Here is a 17,890-nt window from a genome sequence, read left to right on the forward strand (position 1 = left end):
CCATGCCCCCCTTCCACCACCTCCTCGCCAACAACCTCGTCGCCAACATCGTCAATTTCACGGTGTGGTTCGCGCTGACCTTCTGGATCTTTCTCGAAACGCGGTCGGTGTTCGCGACGGGGATGATCGCGGGGATCTTCCTGGTGCTCACCGCGTCGCTCGCGATCTGGTTCGGCAGCCTCGTCGACCATCATCGCAAGCGCGAAGTCATGATCGCCTCGAGCATCGCCTCGCTCGCGCTCTACGGCGCCGCGCTCGGCGCGCTGATGCTCGTCCCCGCGATCCGCACCGCCGACACCGCGCAGCCCGCGCTCTGGCTGTTCGTGCTGCTGACGATGCTCGGCGCGATCGCCGGCAATATCCGCAACATCGCGCTGCCGACGATCGTCACCCTGCTGATCCCCGAGGACCGGCGCGACAGGGCGAACGGGCTCGTCGGCATGGTCACCGGCGTCGGTTTCCTCACCACCTCGGCGATCAGCGGTTTCCTCGTCGCCTGGGGCGGGATGGTCGCGACCTTGGGCTTCGCGATGATCCTCTCGCTGGCGGCCGCGGTCCATCTGCTCTTCGTCCATATCGACGAGCCGCGCCCCGAAACCGACACCGACACCCCACGCCGCGTCGATCTCGCGGGCACGATCCGCCTCGTCGCAGGGATTTCGGGGCTGTTCGCGCTGATCTTCTTCTCGGCGTTCAACAATCTGCTCGGCGGCGTGTTCATGGCGCTGATGGACGCCTATGGCCTGTCGCTGATGCCCGTCGAGCAATGGGGGCTGCTGTGGGCCTTCGTCTCCTGCGCCTTCATCCTCAGCGGCGCACTCATCGCGCGCACCGGGCTTGGCGCCAATCCGGTCCGCACCTTGCTGCTGGTCAACTTCATCGTCTGGTCGGTCGCCGCGGTGTTCACCATCCAGTCGTCGATCCCGCTGCTGGCGATCGGCTGCTTCATCTGGCTCTTCCTCGGCCCCTATGCCGAGGCCGCCGAGCATACGACGCTGCAGAAGGTCGTACCCTTCGAGCGGCAGGGCCGCGTCTTCGGCTTCGCGCAGGCGGTCGAGCAGGCCGCGGCGCCGGTCACCGCCTTCGTCATCGCGCCGCTGACGCAGTTCGTCTTCGTCCCGCTGATGACCGACGGTGCGGGCGCCGACGCGATCGGCGGCTGGTACGGCCGCGGCGCCGAGCGCGGCATCGCGATCGTCTTCACGCTGACCGGCCTGCTCGGCGTGCTCGCGACGATCCTCGCCTTCCGCTCGCGCGCCTATCGCCAGATTTCGGCGATCTACGCCGCGCGCAGCGGCGAGCCGGCGGCCGAAACCGCGGCGTAATGCCCGGTCAGCGCTTCACCTTCGCCTTCACCTCCAGCTCGGCGATCCGCCGCTCCAGATAAGCGCGATCGTCGCTCGAAGGCGTCGCGCGCGCATAGGCGGCGTCGAGCCGCGTCAGGTCGCCCGCCTCGACACGTACCTGCGCCTGCGCGCTCGTGCTGAGTCCGCTGGTGCGCAGCGCATTATCGACATTGGCGAGCCGCGTCTTGTTGTCGAGCACCACCGGATTGCTGCCGTAACTGGTGTCGCCCACCCGCGCGTCGAGCGCATCGAGCCGCGCGTCGAGGTCGTCGCGCTCGCTGGCGCTGATCCCGTCGCGCGCATAGGTCGCCTCTGCCGTGATCAGCGCGGCATAGTCGGTCTTGAGCCGCGTGCCCGCGGTGCGCGTCAGCCGGCGCGCGCTGACTTGCGCGTCGACGCGGCGCGTGAATTCGGCCTTGCCGTCGGCGACCGCCAGCGTGTCGGGCTCGCGCGTGTCGGCATAGCCACCCTCGGACAGGGCCTGCGTCAGCGTGCCATATTTGTCGCCGAGTTCGGTGCGCTCGGCGGTGGTGAAGCGCCCGTCGGCGCCGTAGCGCGTCTCGAGCGCGACCAGCTCGTCATATTCGGACTTCATCCGCGTGCCATTGGCCTGCGTCAGCGTGCCCGCGCGGACGTCGCTGTCGATCCGCGTGTGGAATTGCGTGCGATTGGTGTTGAGGGGCTTGCGGCCCACCGCCCACTGGCCTTCGATCGAGGTCGAGGTGCCCAGCCGGTCGCCGAACAGCGACCCCAATATGTCGCCCACCCGGACCTTCTGCTTTTCGGTCGATGGCTGCGTATCGCTCTGCGCCGACACCGGCGCGGCGGAAAGCAGCAGGGCGCTCATGCCCAGCGCGGCGAGGTTTTTGGTCCTGATCATCGGAAGATCTCCTCTCAGACCCCCGTCGCCGAAACGCCGCAACACCGCGCCGGGTTGCACGGGCGCCGACGGCGCGAAAAACACGCCCTCACGCAAACGGGCATTGCCTCTTCGGTTTTCTTCCGCAACCATTCGCCCGAAACACAATGACGAAGGGAGACGATGCCGGTGGCCATGCTTAAGGGAATCCGGATCGTCGACCTGACCACGGTCATCTTCGGCCCCTATGCGACGCAGATGCTCGCCGATCTCGGCGCCGAGGTGATCAAGGTCGAGGCGCCGGGGCTCGGCGACATTTCGCGCTACCTCGGCAACGGCATTCCCGACCCGACGATGGGGTCGGTCCACCTGACGGTCAATCGCGGCAAAAGATCGATCGCGCTCGACCTGAAGCAACCCGACGATGCTGCGGTGCTGCGCGAGCTGATCGCGACCGCCGACGTCTTTTTCCACAATGTCCGCGGCAAGGCGATCGCGCGATTGGGCTTCGATTATGAGGGCTGCCGGGCGATCAAGCCCGACATCGTCTATGTCCATGGCACCGGCTTCGGGCAGGACGGGCCCTATGCCGACCTCCAGGCCTATGACGACGTCATCCAGGCCGCGACGGGCACCACCAGCCTGCTCCCGCGCGTCGACGGCGACCCGCGCCCGCGCTATTTGCCTTCGCTGATCGCGGACAAGGTGGCGGGCCAATATGGCGCGCAGGCGATCCTCGCGGCGCTGATCCACAAATTGCGCACCGGCGAGGGCCAGGCGGTCGAAGTGTCGATGTTCGAATGCTTCACCAGCTTCATGATGGTCGAGCACCTCCGCGACGACACGCTCGACCCGCCGATCGGCCCCGCGGGTTATCCGCGCCAGCTCGACCCGACGCGCCAGCCCTTCCCGACGAGCGACGGCTATCTCGCGATCGTCCCCTACACACCCGAATCGACCGCGCGGCTGCTCGGGCTGCTCGGCTGCGCCGAACTGCTCACGACGCCGGAATTCGAAGCGGCGAAGGCGAAAGCGCAGCATATGCCGCTCGTCTACACCGCGATCGCCGAGCGCACGCCGGCGCGCTCGACCGCCGAATGGCTCGCGCTGTTCGCCCAGAACGACATTCCGGCGATGTCGGTGCGCGACCTGCAGGACATCCGCGAGGACCCGCACCTCGCCCAAACGGGCTTCTTCCGCCACCGCGTCCATCCCGACGTCGGCGGCTTTTACGAGATGCAGCCGCCGGTGAAATATGGCGCGGCGCCGGTGCGCGACATCGGCTTCGCGCCGCGGATCGACGGCGACGGCGAAGCGATCCGCGCCGAACTCGCGGCACGGCGCGGGTGAATTTGGGCAATTGCATATCGGCGCGCGATCCCTAGCATCGCGGCCAAACAAAGGGGGGAGCGATATGACGCCGAACATCCTCGCACCGGGCGCGGTGCTGATCCTGTGGACGCTGGTGATGCTGGTGTGGACCGCGGTGACGCGTTTCCGCGCGCTCGCCAAGTCGGGGATCGACCTCAAGGCCGCGCCGCCAGGCGGCCGCGGCGGTGACCTCGAGGGCATATTGCCGCCGCTCACCAACTGGAAATCGCACAATTATACGCATCTGCTCGAACAGCCGACGCTCTTCTACGCGGTGATCCTGATCCTGCACGCGGTCGGCGGCTATCCCGCCTATGTCGTGTGGATCGCCTGGGCCTATGTCGTGCTGCGCGTGATCCACAGCTTCTGGCAGTCGATGGTCAACCGCATCCCGGTGCGCTTCGCGATCTTCGGGCTGTCGACGATATGCCTGTTGGCGCTGGCGCTGCTCGCGGTGATCGCAACTCTGGGTTGAGGGGGAGAAGAATATGGAAACCAACGCTATATTGGGGCCGGTCGCGACGCTCGCGCTGTGGTCGATGGTGATGTGGGTGTGGATGTACGCGACGCGCATCCCCGCGATGAGCCGCGCCAAGATCGACGCCGCCAAGATGGTCGGCGGCACCGGCAAGAATCTCGACGACGTGCTGCCGCCCGAGGTCCAGTGGAAGGCGCATAATTACAACCATCTGATGGAGCAGCCGACGGTCTTCTACGCCGTCGCGCTGGCGCTCGCGATCGGCGGTATGGGCGGCGGGCTCAACACGCAGATTGCCTGGGCCTATGTGGTGCTGCGCATCCTGCACAGCCTGGTGCAGGTGACGGTCAACCGCGTGATGTGGCGTTTCGCGATCTTCGCGCTGGCGAGCCTCGCGCTGCTGGCGCTGTGCGTGCACGCCTTCATGGGGTTCGTGCTGCATTGATCTGGCATCCCCTCCCACCTGCGGGAGGGGAGCTTCAGCGCGAAAACCGTCCCGCCAGCTCGACATGCGTCGACCAGCGGAACTGCCCGACCGGCTGCACCCAGTCGAGCCTGTACCCGCCCGCAACCAATATCTTCGCGTCGCGCGCAAAGCTCGCAGGGTTGCAGCTGACATAGGCGATCGCCGGCACGCTCGCCGCCGCCAGTTCCTTGACCTGCTCCTCGGCTCCCGCGCGCGGCGGATCGAGGATCACGGCGCCGAAGCGGTTCAGCTCGGCCGGGACCAGCGGCCGCCGGAACAGGTCGCGATGCTCGGTCGCGACCAGCGCCCGCGCGCGGTTCGCCGCTCCCATCAGCGCCGCGATCGCATCGCGCGCGCCCTCGGCCGCATAGACTTTCCGCCCCGCCTGCACCGACAATGCGAAGGTGCCGACCCCGGCGAACAGGTCGGCGACCACGCCCGCGTCGCCGATCGCCCGCGTCACCGCGTCGATCAGCGCGTCCTGTCCGATAACCGTCGGCTGCAGGAAGGCGAAGACCGGCACCTCGACCGCGATGCCGCCGAAACGCACCGTCGGCGGATCGGGCTGCCACAGGGTCTCGGGCCCGTCGCCCTGGTCGATGACGAAGCGCGCGAGCCGGTGCGCGCCCGCGAAATCCTGCAGCGCCATCGCGGCGTCGAGCCCCTCGGCCTTCACCCCCTCCAGCACCAGTTCGACGCCTTGGTCGAGCATCTGCAGCTTGACCTTCACCGGCCGCCGCTGCGGCGCGATCAGCCCCAGCAATTCGCGCACCGGCTCGACCAGCGCGAACAGTTCGGGCAGCAGCAGCGGGCACATGCGCATGTCGACGATCTGGTTGCTCTGCGCCGCATTGAAGCCGATCGCGACCTGCCGCCCCGTGCGCAGCGCCGTCAGCGCTGCGCGGCGGCGGCTGTGCGGCGGCGACAGCAGCGCGGGGAGCACCTCGTCGGCGTTCACCCCCTGCCCCTCGAGCCCGCCGATCACGCGGTCGCGGACATAGTCGGCGAGCGCCGCCTCGGCGACATGCTGCAACTGGCACCCGCCGCATTTGCCGAAATGGCGGCACGGCGGTTCGGCGCGGTTCGGCCCTGGAATGAGGATGCCATCGGGACGCACGCGGTCGCCCGGCGCGGCGCCCGCGACATGGCGGCCGTCGTCGGTGACGCCGTCGCCGCGCGCGGCGATGCGGGTGATCAGGGCGGTTTCGCTCACATCAGTCTTTCAGCAGGTCGTCGGCCACCAGATCGTCGGCGACGAGGCCGGCGCCAATAGCCTGCGCGCGCGCAATATGCCAGCCCACCGCGGCAACCGCCGCTTCGAAGGCATCGCCCGCGCGCGCGAGCATCGCCCCGCACGCCCCCGCGAGGACGTCGCCGGTCCCTGCGGTGGCGAGCCAGGGGCTGCCCGGCCAGGCCGCCGCAACGCGTCCGTCGGGCGCGGCGATGACGGTGTCGGCGCCCTTGTAGATCACCACCGCGCCGGCATCGGCGGCAGCAGCCTTCGTGCGGTCGATCTTGCTGCCTTCGAGCCCCGGAAAGGCCTTGGCGAATTCCCCTTCGTGCGGGGTCAGGATCGTCGGCACCGCCCCGCCGAGCGTCCGCAGGCGCGGCAGCGCCGCGGCAATCGCGGCGGCATCGAGCACCAGCGACTTGCCCGCATCGAGCGCTGCCGCAACATCGCCCTCCAGATCGTCGCCAGCCGGATAGCCCGGCCCCACGACCACCGCACCCACGCGCGCATCGCCCAGCCGCTCGCCGTACCGGCCGGCCTCTTCGGCAATGATGGCATCGAGAGGCGCGCTTTCGGCGCCGCTGAGCACCACATAGCCCGCTCCACTGCGCAGTGCCGCCGCGGCGGTCAGCCGGGCCGCTCCGGGCATCGGTCCCGAGCGCACCAGCACCATCCCGCGATTGAACTTGTGCGCGGTCGCCCCCGGCGCCGCGACTGCGGATTTCGGCGCGGTGCGCATCGCCCGGTCCGCCGCGATCCCGATCGGCGCCAGCGACACGCGCCCGCACTGCGCCGCAGCCGGCAGCAGCACATGCGCCGGCTTGAGCGCCCCCAGCGCCAAGGTCACATCCGCGGGCAGCGGCGGCGCCCAAACCTGCGCGCCGTCGCCATCGACCCCGCTTGGCACATCGACCGCGAGCACCCGTCGCCCGGCAAAGCGCCGCAATATCGTCGCGAGCTCGTCGCCGACCGGCCGCGTCAGTCCGACGCCGAACAGGGCATCGACGACGAGCGGTGCCGCCGCGGTCTCGCTGGATAGCGCCTCGACCGGCCCCTCCCACCGCGCCCACGCCGCGCGTGCCAGATCGGTCGCGGGTTCGGCGAGCGCCGCCACCCGCACCTCGGCCCCGCGCCCGGCGAGCAGCCGCGCTGCGACATAGCCGTCGCCGCCGTTATTCCCCGGCCCGCACAGGATCAGCACCGGCCCGCCTGCCGCCATGCGCCAGGCGGTATCGGCGACTGCGGCGCCCGCGCGGTCCATCAGTTCGGCAAGCGAGGTTCCCGATGCCGCGCAAGCTGCCTCGGCCGCACGCATCGCGGCGGTGGTCAGGATCGGGGCGTCGGCGGGAACGGACATCGCACCGTGGTAGCGCGTTTCGGTGCGGGTGAGAACTCGGAGGTTCGATTGACGGGTTTCGGGCGGTTGCGGTCGCTCTTAATCCTCCCTGTCGCAAGCGATGGGGAGGGGGACCGCTCGCGAAGCGAGTGGTGGAGGGGTGGCGGGCTGAAGCCGACGCTAAGGCTTCGACCCCTCCACCATGCTTCGCATGGTCCCCCTCCCCACGGCTGCGCCGCAGGGAGGATTAAAGAACGTCCGCTCCCCACCCCAAAACCACCGCCGTCAAAAAAGGCCTTTCCTACATTATCCGGCTATGCAAACGTCGATCCCGACTCTTCACGCGGCGATAAATGCGGTTGCCGAGGTCCTGTCGGGAAGGCGCACAGGGCTGAACTTTCCTGAACTTTGGAATAAGCAAAGGCAGCTTCTCACCCCAAAAGCGGTTCAGCTCAATCCACCCCGCCCGTATCCGCCGGCAGCCGGTAGCGATCATTCCCGATCGCCACCTCGATCACGCCCTCGCCGACGATCGAGACGTTCGCGACCTCGGCGCCGTCGGCCGAAATCACCCCGCGCCCGTCGGTGGTGATCTGGAGCCGCCGATATCCTACATCGCTCCGCCCGACGACCAGCACCGCCCCTTCGGCGCCGCTCATTTCCTGCACCGTGCAGGTGCGGTCGAACAGCTTGGCGCCCTCGAGCGCACACTCGATCCGTCCGTCGTTCGCGGCGTCGCGCGACTGCTTCGCCTCGGCGGCGGCGATGTCGGCGTTGTTCGGCTTGTCGCTGCACGCCGCGAGCAGCAGCAGCGGCAGCGCCGCCAGTCCGGTGATCCTCAACCCTTGGCCCCCTTCAGCTGCGACAGGTCGCGCACCGCTCCCCGCGCGGCGCTCGTCGTCATCGCGGCATAGGCCTGAAGTGCTACCGAAACCTTGCGCGGGCGCGCCTTCTCGGGCTGCCACGCCGCCTCGCCTTTCGCCTCCATCGCCGCGCGGCGCTGCGCGAGCACGCTGTCGGCGACCGCGAGCGTGATCGTGCGCGAGGGGATATCTATGTTGATCAGGTCACCATTCTCGACCAGCCCGATCGCTCCGCCCTCGGCTGCCTCGGGCGAGACATGGCCGATCGACAGCCCCGAGGTGCCCCCCGAAAAGCGCCCGTCGGTGATCAGCGCGCAGGCCGCGCCCAGCCCTTTCGATTTGAGGTAGCTCGTCGGGTAGAGCATTTCCTGCATGCCCGGCCCGCCCTTCGGCCCCTCGTAGCGGATGACGACGACGTCGCCCGCCTCGACCTGCCCGGTCAAAATGCCCGCGACCGCCGCGTCCTGGCTTTCGTACACCTTCGCGGGGCCCGAGAATTTGAGGATGCTCTCGTCGACCCCGGCGGTCTTCACGATACAGCCGTCGAGCGCGATATTGCCCGACAGCACCGCGAGCCCGCCGTCCTGGCTGAAGGCATGGTCCGCCGAGCGGATCACTCCCGCCTCGCGGTCGAGGTCGAGCTCGTCCCAGCGCCGATCCTGGCTGAACGCGGTCTGCGTCGGCACCCCGCCCGGCGCCGCCATGAAGAATTTCTGCACTTCGGGATCGTTGGTGCGCGAGATATCCCATTTGTTGAGCGCATCGCCCAAGGTCGCGCTGTGCACCGTCGGCAGATGCGCGTGGATCAGCCCCGCACGCTCGAGCTGGCCGAGGATCGCCATGATCCCGCCCGCGCGGTGGACGTCCTCCATATGCACGTCGCTCTTCGCCGGGGCGACCTTCGACAGGCACGGCACGCGGCGCGACAGCCGGTCGATATCCTCCATCGTGAAATCGACCCCCGCCTCGAACGCCGCCGCAAGCAGGTGCAGCACCGTGTTGGTCGATCCGCCCATCGCGATGTCGAGGCTCATCGCATTTTCGAACGCCTCGAAGGTCGCGATATTGCGCGGGAGCACGCTCTGGTCGTCCTCCTCATAATGGCGGCGGCACATGTCGACCACGAGCCGCCCGGCGTTGAGGAACAGGCCCTTGCGATCGGCGTGCGTCGCGAGCGTCGATCCATTGCCCGGCAAAGACAGCCCCAGCGCCTCGGTCAGGCAGTTCATCGAATTCGCCGTGAACATCCCCGAGCAGCTACCGCAGGTCGGGCACGCCGCCTGCTCGATCGCGGTGACTTCCTCGTCGCTATACTTCTCGTCGGCGGCGGCGACCATCGCGTCGACCAGGTCGAGCGCGACCTCCTTGCCCTTGATCACGACCTTGCCCGCCTCCATCGGCCCGCCCGACACGAACACCACGGGGATGTTGATGCGCAGCGCGGCCATCAGCATGCCCGGCGTGATCTTGTCGCAATTAGAGATACACACCATCGCGTCGGCGCAATGCGCGTTGACCATATATTCGACGCTGTCGGCGATCAGGTCGCGGCTCGGCAGGCTGTAGAGCATGCCGTCGTGTCCCATCGCGATGCCGTCGTCGACCGCGATGGTGTTGAATTCCTTGGCGACCCCGCCATGCGCCTCGATCTCGCGCGCGACCATCTGGCCCAGGTCCTTGAGGTGCACGTGACCCGGCACGAACTGCGTGAAGCTGTTGACCACCGCGATGATCGGCTTGCCGAAATCGCCGTCCTTCATCCCCGTCGCGCGCCACAGGCCGCGGGCACCGGCCATGTTGCGGCCATGGGTGGTGGTGCGCGAACGATATGAAGGCATTTTGAGCAATCCTGATAATAATATTTCAAAATTCAGCGAAGAAACGCGCCTCTACACGCCTATCCGGCGATATACAATGCCAGTTTATTGCACATACGAGCAAGCCGCTCGGCAAAGAGCGCCCGCCCCGCCGCATCGCCGACCAGATCCTGCCGCATCTCGATCCCGACATAGGGAATAGCATTCGCCTCGGCATGGCGGTTCATCGTCGCGTTGAGCAGCTTGCCCGAATAGGGGAGCTGGTCGCCTACGATCAGCCCCTCCTCCGCCAGCGCCGCAATCGCGGGCGCGGCGAGCCGCGCGTCCTCATTGTACAGCACCCCGGCCTGCCAAGGCCGCGCCTGTTCGGGATCGCTCGCCAGCGAGGGCGTAAAGCTGTGCAGCGACAGGATGAACGCCGGGCGGTGGGCCGCGACCGTCGCCGCGATATGCTGGTGATAGGGCCGGAAGAAACGCGCCAGCCGCGCCTCGCGCCCGTCATGACCCAGCGCATTGCCCGGGATCGCATGGCCGTCGCTCGCGATCGGCACCGCGCCAGGTGCCTCCTCGTCGCGGTTGCAGTCGACCACCAGCCGCGACACCCCGCCGAGGATCGCCGCATCGACCACGCCCGCCTCTACCAGCAAGGCCGCCACCTCGGAGACCCCGATGTCGATCGCGATATGCTCATTGAGCAGCGCCGGATCGATGCCGAGGTCGATGTCGGCGGGCACATGGTTCGACGCATGGTCGCCGATCAGCAGCACCCCGCCCGCGCGCGGCATGCCGAGCGCGGTCCACGCCTCGCTCATCGCAGCGTTCCCGCCATCTGCCACCAGTGCGGATGGCCGTCGGCGAGCTTCACCGACGCCGCGTCGCGCTCGGCCAGCGCATCGAACAGCGCGAAGCAGGTCGCCCCCGACCCCGACATGCGCGCGAGCCAAGGGCCGAGCGCGCCGAGTTCGAGCAGGATATCGGCGATCGCCGGGCACTGTGCGACCGCAGGGCGCTGCAGATCGTTGCGCGCCGCGAGCAATTTCGCGCGCCCGGCCGGATCGCCATAGAGCGGGCCGCGGTCGATGCCGTCCCACGCCGCGAACACCGGCCCCGTGGCGACGGGCTGGCGCGGGTTGACCAGCAACACCGGCGTCCCGCCGAGCCGCAATTCGGGCAGCGGGGTCAATTCCTCGCCCACCCCGACCCCGAGGCAGGTCCGGCTCGCGACGCAGGCGGCGACATCGGCGCCCAGCGGCGCAACGATCCGCGCGAGCACGGCGTCGCCCAGCTCGGGCAGGAAATGCGTCCGCACCAGCCGCGCCATCGCTGCGGCGTCGGCTGACCCGCCCCCGATCCCCGCCGCGACCGGCAGCCGCTTGGTGAGCCTGACCGCCAGCGGCGGCACGCGGTCGGCGCCATAACGCTCGCGCAGCAGGGCGACCGCGCGCAGCACCAGATTGTCGGCGCCCGCGCTCAGCCCCTCGGCGAACTCGCCGTCGATCGCCAGCGCATCGACCGCGGCCACCCGCGCCTCGATCGTGTCGCCATGATCGACGAAAGCGAACAAAGTCTCGATTTCGTGATAGCCGTCAGCCCGCCGCGCGCGCACATGCAGCGCAAGGTTGATCTTCGCCCAGCCGGTCTCGGCGAGCATAGTCATGGCGCGGTCGTCGCCGGCGTCAGCCCGTCGCGCAGTTTCGCCTCGATCCGCGTCGCCATATCGGCCTCGGCGAGCAGCGCCGCCGCGCGCCAGGTATAGCGCGCCTGGAAATGCCGCCCCGCCGCCCAATAGGCGTCGCCCAGATGCTCGACGATCACCGCATTGCCCGGATCGCCCGCCTGCGCCTTTTCGAGCAGCGGCACCGCTTCGCTGGGCTTGCCCGTCAGGAAATAGGCCCAGCCCAGCGAATCGGTGATCGCCGCGCTCTGCGGGTCCTGCGCCCAGGCCGCCTCGATCTGTTCGAGCGATTTGTCGACATTCTTGCGCCGCTCGATCGACGAATAGCCGACGAAATTCAGTATATTGGGATCGTTGGGTCGCAGCTTGATCGCCTTGTCGAGCAAGGGCTGGGCTGCGTCCCAGTCGTCGGCCTTGAGCAGCAGTTCGGCGCGCGCAATCAGCAGACTGCCGCGCAGCGCCTTGTCATTCTCGTCGTCGCCGAGATCGGCTTCGAGCGCCGCATAGGCGCGCTCCGCCGCCGCCGCGTCGCCGCCGCGCCGCGCGACATCGGCGTAGCGCACCAGCAGGCTGCGCGATTTGGGCTCGCGCGCGATCGCGCGTTCGGCGAGATTCACCGCGGCGGGATAGCCGCCCTTGTCGGCAACCAGCTCGGCATAGCGCATCGCGAGCACCGGCGGCGGGTCGCGAAACTCGGCGAGCGTGCCGAGCGCATCGTCGGTCTGCCCGTTCGCCGCCAGCGCCTCGAGCAACGCCCCGCGCACCTGCCAGTCGTTCGGCTCCAGCCAGAAGGCGACACGCGCAAAGAGCAAAGGCACTTTGGGATTGCTGTTCGGCGTCCGTGCAAAGCCGTCGGCGAGCAGCCCCAGCCAATGCGCCACCCCGCCGCGCGGGCCGGTGACGAGCTGGTCGGGCAGCAGCAGCACCGGATCCTCGCGTTCGCCCGCCGCGAGCGCGACCCGCCCGCGCAGCCGCTCGGCCGCCGCGCCCTCGCCCGCCTTCGCCAGCGCGGCGGCGACGCGCATCGCGACGAGCTGGCTCGTGCGGTCGGTCAAGATCACCTTGTCGGCGAGCGCCGCCGCCTCGGCGGGGCGCTTGGCGCCGAGCTGGACCAGCGTCGCCTCGAGCTGGAACGCTGGCTGCGCCGCCCCGCGATCGCCCGCGCCGAGCAGATGCCGTTCGGGCGCCGCCTCGCGCGCACCGACCGCGATCCAGCTGCTCAGCGGCGGCGTCACCAGCCGCGCGATCGCATCGCCGCCGGTCTTGTCCGACCGCCCCGCGACATAGGCCTGCGCGCCCTTCCAGTCCGACCGCCGCAGCGCATCGGCGACGAGCACCAGTTGCGCGTCGAAGCGCCGGTCGCCCGCCTGCCACAGCAGGAAGGCCGCGCTCCGCGCCGCGGCGAAATCGCCCGCCTCGATCGCCTGTTCGAGCATCCGCCCGCGCAGCCCCGGCAGTTCGGGCGCCGCGCTCGCGACCGTCGTCAGCGCCGCGAGCGCCATCTGCGGGTTGCCCGCATCCTCGGCCAGCCGCGCCTTCGCGAGCGCGTTGAGCGCCGCGTCTCCGCCATCGGCGGCCTGCGCGGCGAGCGGCATCAGCACCGCCGCCGCGAGCAGGCCCAGCTTACATGTTCGGATAATTGGGGCCTCCGCCGCCTTCGGGGGTGACCCAGTTGATATTCTGGGTCGGGTCCTTGATGTCGCACGTCTTGCAGTGGACGCAATTCTGCGCGTTGATCACGAATTTGGGATCGCCGATATCCTGGCCGACGATCTCATAGACCCCCGCCGGGCAATAGCGCTGCGCGGGCTCGTCGTACATCGGCAGATTATATTCGACCGGGATCGACGGATCTTTCAGTTGCAGGTGGACCGGCTGGTCCTCCTCATGGTTGGTGTTCGACAGGAACACCGACGACAGCCGATCGAAGGTCAAGACGCCGTCGGGCTTCGGATAATCGGGCTTCGGCATCATGTCCGCGCGGTACAGCGTGGTGTTGTCGGGATGATGCTTCATCGTGAAGGGCATCTTGATCTTCAGCGTCTCGGCCCACATCGTGATCCCCGACAGGATCGTGCCGAAAAAATCGCCCCATTTCTCGACCAGTGGCAGCACGTTGCGCACCACGCTGAGTTCCTTCTTCACCCAGCTGTCGTCATAGGCGTCCTGATAGGCGGCGAGCGTGTCGCCGCCGCGCCCCGCCGTCACCGCCGCGAAGGCCGCTTCGGCCGCCATCATGCCCGACTTCATCGCGGTGTGCGTCCCCTTGATGCGCGGCACGTTGAGGAAGCCGGCGCTGTCGCCGATCAGCGCGCCACCCGGGAAGGCGAGCTTGGGCACCGACTGATAACCGCCGTCGCTGATCGCCCGCGCGCCATAGGACACGCGCTTGCCGCCCTTCAGGATCTTCGCGATCTCGGGGTGCGTCTTCCACTTCTGCATTTCCTGGAAGGGCGAGGTGTGCGGGTTGCGATAATTGAGCCAGGTCACGAAGCCCAGCGCGACCTGCCCGTTCGCCTGGTGATAGAGGAACCCGCCACCGTTCGAATTTTCGTCGAGCGGCCAGCCCTGCGTGTGGATCACGCGGCCCGGCGCATGGTTCTCGCGGTCGATGTCCCAAAGCTCCTTGACCCCCAGGCCATAGACCTGCGGCTCGCAGTCGGCGTCCAAGGCGAACTGCGGCTTCAGCATCTTGGTCAGATGCCCGCGCACGCCCTCGCCGAAGAAGGTATATTTGGCGTGCAGCTCGAGCCCCGGCTGGTAATCGCCCTTGTGGCTGCCGTCGCGCGCAACGCCCATGTCGCCGGTCGCGACGCCCTTCACCGAGCCGTCCTCATTGTACAGGATCTCGGCCGCCGGGAAGCCCGCAAAGATCTCGACCCCCAGCCCCTCGGCCTGCTCGGCGAGCCAGCGGCAAAGATTGCCGAGGCTACCCGTATAAGTGCCCTTATTGTGCATGAAGCCGGGCGAGATGAATTCGGGCAGGCCGAACTTCTTGTTCTTGGTAAGCACCCAATGCTGGTTATCGTTGACCGGCACTTCGGCGAGCGGGCAGCCCGCCGTGCGCCAGTCGGGGATCAGCTCGTCGAGCGACTTGGGATCGATCACCGCGCCCGACAGGATATGCGCGCCGACCTCGGACCCTTTTTCGAGGATACAGACCGACAATTCGCTGCCCGCTTCGTTCGCCAGCTGCTTGAGGCGGATCGCCGCCGAAAGTCCCGCCGGGCCCGCACCGACGATGACCACGTCATAGGGCATCGATTCCCGTTCGCTCACCGCAAATACCTTTCTGCCGTCCCTGCGCGGACATTCATCGTGCCCTGCGCTCATTCTGTCACGAAATGCGATGCCCGCCAATTGACGCGTCCGTCAACTGCCTGTTTGAAACAAATCGATGGGTGGGCAAAACTCTGCGTTGCTGGCGCAAAGCTATCACGACTGGTGGTCGTTGGCGGGCGTCGATGCATTGGTCGGCGAGACGCCGGCGGGCTGGCTCGCCGCGCTTCCCGCGAACGATCCCGCGCCGAAGCCCCGCTTAGCCGCCCCCGAACCCGAAATCGCTCCGCTGCCCACCGCACTCCAGCGGCAGGAAGTGATCGAAGCGCCCGTCGCGAAAGGCCCGGTCGAGATTCCGACCGAATGGGCCGCCTTCCAAAGCTGGCTCGCCGAGCACCCCGACGTCCCCAGCAGCCAGTGGGAGACGCGCCGCGTTCTGCCCGTGGGCGAGCCCGGCGCGCCGCTGATGCTGCTCACCGCCTGGCCCGAAGTCGACGACCAGCGCGATGGCCAGCTCTTCACCGGCCCCGCGGGCAAATTGCTCGACGCGATGCTCGCTGCGATCGGCACGAAGCGCGGCGACACCTATCTCGCCAGCCTCGCGGTCACCCGCCCGCCCGGCGGGCGCTGCGACGAGGCGGCGGCAGCCGATCTCGACCGGCTGCTCTGGCACCACCTCCGCCTCGCGCGCCCTGGACGCCTGCTCCTCATCGGCAGCGACATCACGCGCATGGCGGCGAAAATCGCGCTGCCCGACGCGCGCGGAAGGTTACTCGATATTAACCAAGATGGCGGCAAGGTGGAGGCGGTGGCAATCGCGCATCCCGCGATGCTGCTCGCCCGGCCGGCCCAGAAAGCGGCCGCCTGGGATAGTCTCAAACTGTTCAACCGGGGACGTTGACAGATGAAAAAGATCACGGCTCTCGCCGCCGCCCTCCTGTTTTCCGCCGCCAGCCCGGCGATCGCCGCCGACGCGGGCGATCCGATGGCCGCCGCGCCGCAGACCGTGCCGGGCGTGCTCTCGCCCAAGCAGAAGCAATTCTACGGCCAGGTCGCCGCCGCGATCCGCGGCCAGCGCTGGGCGGAAGCGCGCGCGCTACTCGACGGCGCCGAAAACGGCCCGCTCCATGATTTCCTGCGCGCCGAACTGCTCGTCGCGCCGAACAGCCCCAAGGCCGAAGTCGCCGACATCATGCCGATCCTCGCGCGCGCGCCGAACCTGCCGCAGGCCGAACAGCTCGGCCGCCTCGCGGCGAAGCGCGGCGCGACCGACATCCCGGCGCTCCCCTATCAGACGCGGCTCAGCTGGGCGGGCAGCGCGCCGCGCCGCGTCGGCGCCGACAGCGTCAGCGATCCCTTTGCGAACGGCCTCGCCAGCAGCATCCCCGAGCGAATCAAGAACGACGACCCCGCGGGCGCAGAGGCTTTGCTCAACGCGGTGATCGACAAGCTCAGCCCCGAAGCGCGCGCCGAATGGCAGCAGAAGGTCGCCTGGTCCTATTATATCGAGAATGACGACACAAACGCGCTGCGCCTGTCGCTCGCCTGTACGCAGAACGGCGGCGCCTGGGCCACCCAGGGCGCGTGGACGCAGGGCCTCGCCGCGTGGCGCCTGCGCGATTATCGCACCGCGCTGACCGCTTTCGACCGGGTCGCCAGGGAAGCCCCAGACAGCGAGCTCCGCGCCGCGGCCTATTATTGGGCCTCGCGCGCCGCGATGGCCGCGGGCGAACCCGCCGCGGTCCAGCCGCGCCTCCGCGCCGCCGCCGCCAACGAGGAAACCTTTTACGGCCTGCTCGCCGCCGAGACGCTCGGCGATGGTGTCGTGCGCCAGCAGACCGCCCGCCCCGATCGCAGCGCCTGGCGCGCGCTTGAGGAACAGCCCAATGTCCGCGCCGCGATCGCGCTCGCCGAGATCGGCGAGGAGCAATATGCCGGCGAAGCGCTCCGCCACCAGGCGCGCATCGGCAACGCCAGCCAGCACGAGCAGTTGATCGCGATCGCCAATGCGCTGAGCCTGCCCGAAACGCAGCTCTACCTCGCGCACAACACGCCGCAGGGGCGCAAGCTCGCGGCCTCGACGCGCTACCCCCAGCCCAAATGGGAGCCCAACGGCGGCTGGCGCGTCGATCCCGCGCTCGTCTTTGCGCACACCCTCCAGGAATCGCGCTTTCAGCGTGCTGCGGTCAGCGGGGCGGGCGCGATGGGGCTGATGCAGGTGCGCCCCGGCACCGCGCGCGACCTCGCGCGCTGGAACGGCGACGCCAGCGGCCCCGGCGACCTCAAGACCCCCGCGGTCAACATGGACTTCGGCCAGCGCTATCTCGAATATCTCAGCCGCGACGGCTCGACCGGCGGCCAGCTGCCGAAAGTGATTGCGGCCTATAACGCCGGCCCCGCGCCGATCGCGCGCTGGCAGACCGAGGTCCGCGATGGCGGCGACCCCCTGCTCTACATCGAATCGATCCCCTATTGGGAAACGCGCGGCTATGTCGGCATCGTGCTGCGCAACTACTGGATGTACGAAGCGCAGCAGGGCAAGCCCTCGGTCAGCCGCGCCGCGCTCGCGCAGGGCAAATGGCCGCGCTTCCCCGACAGCAAGGACCGGGTACGCCTCAGCTACGCCCCCGGCCTGACCAATGCCGATTGACGAAAGTCTCGACTTCAAACCGGTTCATATCGCGGTCCTGACGATTTCGGACACCCGCGGCCTCGACGACGATCGCTCGGGCGACACGCTCGTCGAACTGCTCACCGGCGCGGGGCATATCCTCGCCGACCGCGCGATCATCCGCGACGAAAAGTCGCTGATCGTCTCGCGCCTCCATAACTGGATCGACAATCCCGAAATCGATGTCGTGATCACCACCGGCGGCACTGGCGTCACCGGCCGCGACGTCACCCCCGAGGCGCTCCACGCGCTCGACGGCAAGGATATTCCGGGCTTCGGCGAACTCTTCCGCTGGCTGAGCTACCAGACGATCGGCACCTCGACGATCCAGTCGCGCGCCTGCGCCGTGGTCGCGCGCGGCACCTACATCTTCGCGCTCCCCGGCTCGACCGGCGCGGTGAAGGATGCGTGGAACGGCATTTTGTCGACCCAGCTGGATTCTCGGCACAAGCCCTGCAACTTCGTCGACCTGATCCCGCGGTTGACCGAGTAGAACTG

General features: G+C 68.5%; 16 protein-coding genes. 7 read left to right on the forward strand and 9 right to left on the reverse strand.

Features of this window, described 5'->3' with window-relative positions:
- On the forward strand, window positions 1–1,325 hold a 1,325-nt coding region (locus tag ATE62_RS15490), incomplete at its 5' end, for an MFS transporter (RefSeq protein ID WP_058810615.1).
- A gap of 7 nt (window positions 1,326–1,332) precedes the next feature.
- Here ATE62_RS15490 and ATE62_RS15495 read toward each other — a convergent pair.
- Entirely contained in the window at window positions 1,333–2,226 is an 894-nt protein-coding gene (locus tag ATE62_RS15495) for a hypothetical protein (RefSeq protein WP_058810616.1), read from the reverse strand.
- 174 nt (window positions 2,227–2,400) lie between these two features.
- On the opposite strand from ATE62_RS15495, the gene ATE62_RS15500 reads away from it, so the two are divergent.
- From ATE62_RS15500 to ATE62_RS15510, 3 genes are all read left to right on the forward strand, one after another.
- Window positions 2,401–3,555, forward strand: coding sequence for a CaiB/BaiF CoA transferase family protein (locus ATE62_RS15500; RefSeq protein WP_231736289.1), 1,155 nt, complete (start codon window positions 2,401–2,403; stop codon window positions 3,553–3,555).
- A gap of 64 nt (window positions 3,556–3,619) precedes the next feature.
- Entirely contained in the window at window positions 3,620–4,051 is a 432-nt protein-coding gene (locus ATE62_RS15505) for an MAPEG family protein (protein ID WP_058810617.1), read from the forward strand.
- 13 nt (window positions 4,052–4,064) lie between these two features.
- The gene (locus ATE62_RS15510; RefSeq protein WP_058810618.1) at window positions 4,065–4,499 is read left to right on the forward strand and encodes an MAPEG family protein; all 435 of its coding nucleotides are present in this window, start codon (window positions 4,065–4,067) and stop codon (window positions 4,497–4,499) included.
- 34 nt (window positions 4,500–4,533) lie between these two features.
- Here the strand turns inward: ATE62_RS15510 and ATE62_RS15515 are convergent, their stop codons facing one another.
- From ATE62_RS15515 to ATE62_RS15550, 8 genes are all read right to left on the reverse strand, one after another.
- The gene (locus ATE62_RS15515; protein WP_058810619.1) at window positions 4,534–5,733 is read right to left on the reverse strand and encodes a class I SAM-dependent RNA methyltransferase; all 1,200 of its coding nucleotides are present in this window, start codon (window positions 5,731–5,733) and stop codon (window positions 4,534–4,536) included.
- A 1-nt stretch (window position 5,734) separates the two neighbouring features.
- Window positions 5,735–7,108 (reverse strand): NAD(P)H-hydrate epimerase, encoded by a 1,374-nt coding sequence (locus ATE62_RS15520; protein WP_058810620.1) that lies wholly within the window; start codon window positions 7,106–7,108, stop codon window positions 5,735–5,737.
- 431 nt (window positions 7,109–7,539) lie between these two features.
- The gene (locus ATE62_RS15525) at window positions 7,540–7,929 is read right to left on the reverse strand and encodes a hypothetical protein (RefSeq protein WP_231736286.1); all 390 of its coding nucleotides are present in this window, start codon (window positions 7,927–7,929) and stop codon (window positions 7,540–7,542) included.
- Window positions 7,926–9,788, reverse strand: coding sequence for a dihydroxy-acid dehydratase (gene ilvD / locus ATE62_RS15530; protein WP_058809364.1), 1,863 nt, complete (start codon window positions 9,786–9,788; stop codon window positions 7,926–7,928). The genes ATE62_RS15525 and ilvD overlap by 4 nt, the downstream gene beginning before the upstream one ends.
- Before the next feature lie 59 nt (window positions 9,789–9,847).
- Window positions 9,848–10,579: an N-formylglutamate amidohydrolase gene (locus tag ATE62_RS15535; protein WP_058809365.1), complete on the reverse strand. Its 732-nt coding sequence runs from the start codon at window positions 10,577–10,579 to the stop codon at window positions 9,848–9,850.
- Window positions 10,576–11,424 carry a 4-(cytidine 5'-diphospho)-2-C-methyl-D-erythritol kinase gene (locus tag ATE62_RS15540; protein WP_058809366.1) on the reverse strand — a complete coding sequence of 283 codons (849 nt, stop codon included), beginning with the start codon at window positions 11,422–11,424 and terminating at the stop codon, window positions 10,576–10,578. Before ATE62_RS15540 ends, ATE62_RS15535 begins: the two co-directional genes overlap by 4 nt.
- Window positions 11,421–13,037, reverse strand: coding sequence for a tetratricopeptide repeat protein (locus tag ATE62_RS15545; protein ID WP_231736290.1), 1,617 nt, complete (start codon window positions 13,035–13,037; stop codon window positions 11,421–11,423). The genes ATE62_RS15540 and ATE62_RS15545 overlap by 4 nt, the downstream gene beginning before the upstream one ends.
- 28 nt (window positions 13,038–13,065) lie before the next feature.
- Window positions 13,066–14,721, reverse strand: coding sequence for an electron transfer flavoprotein-ubiquinone oxidoreductase (locus ATE62_RS15550; protein ID WP_058809367.1), 1,656 nt, complete (start codon window positions 14,719–14,721; stop codon window positions 13,066–13,068).
- 118 nt (window positions 14,722–14,839) lie between these two features.
- On the opposite strand from ATE62_RS15550, the gene ATE62_RS15555 reads away from it, so the two are divergent.
- From ATE62_RS15555 to moaB, 3 genes are read left to right on the forward strand one after another with little or no spacing between them, the layout of a single operon-like run.
- Window positions 14,840–15,622: a uracil-DNA glycosylase family protein gene (locus ATE62_RS15555; RefSeq protein ID WP_058809368.1), complete on the forward strand. Its 783-nt coding sequence runs from the start codon at window positions 14,840–14,842 to the stop codon at window positions 15,620–15,622.
- Window positions 15,623–15,625: 3 nt separating this feature from the next.
- Window positions 15,626–17,371 carry a lytic transglycosylase domain-containing protein gene (locus ATE62_RS15560; RefSeq protein WP_058809369.1) on the forward strand — a complete coding sequence of 582 codons (1,746 nt, stop codon included), beginning with the start codon at window positions 15,626–15,628 and terminating at the stop codon, window positions 17,369–17,371.
- Entirely contained in the window at window positions 17,361–17,885 is a 525-nt protein-coding gene (gene moaB, locus ATE62_RS15565) for a molybdenum cofactor biosynthesis protein B (protein ID WP_058809370.1), read from the forward strand. The genes ATE62_RS15560 and moaB overlap by 11 nt, the downstream gene beginning before the upstream one ends.
- Window positions 17,886–17,890 lie beyond the last annotated feature (5 nt).

Origin of the sequence: Sphingopyxis sp. HIX (assembly GCF_001468285.1) — a bacterium.
Lineage (GTDB): Bacteria > Pseudomonadota > Alphaproteobacteria > Sphingomonadales > Sphingomonadaceae > Sphingopyxis.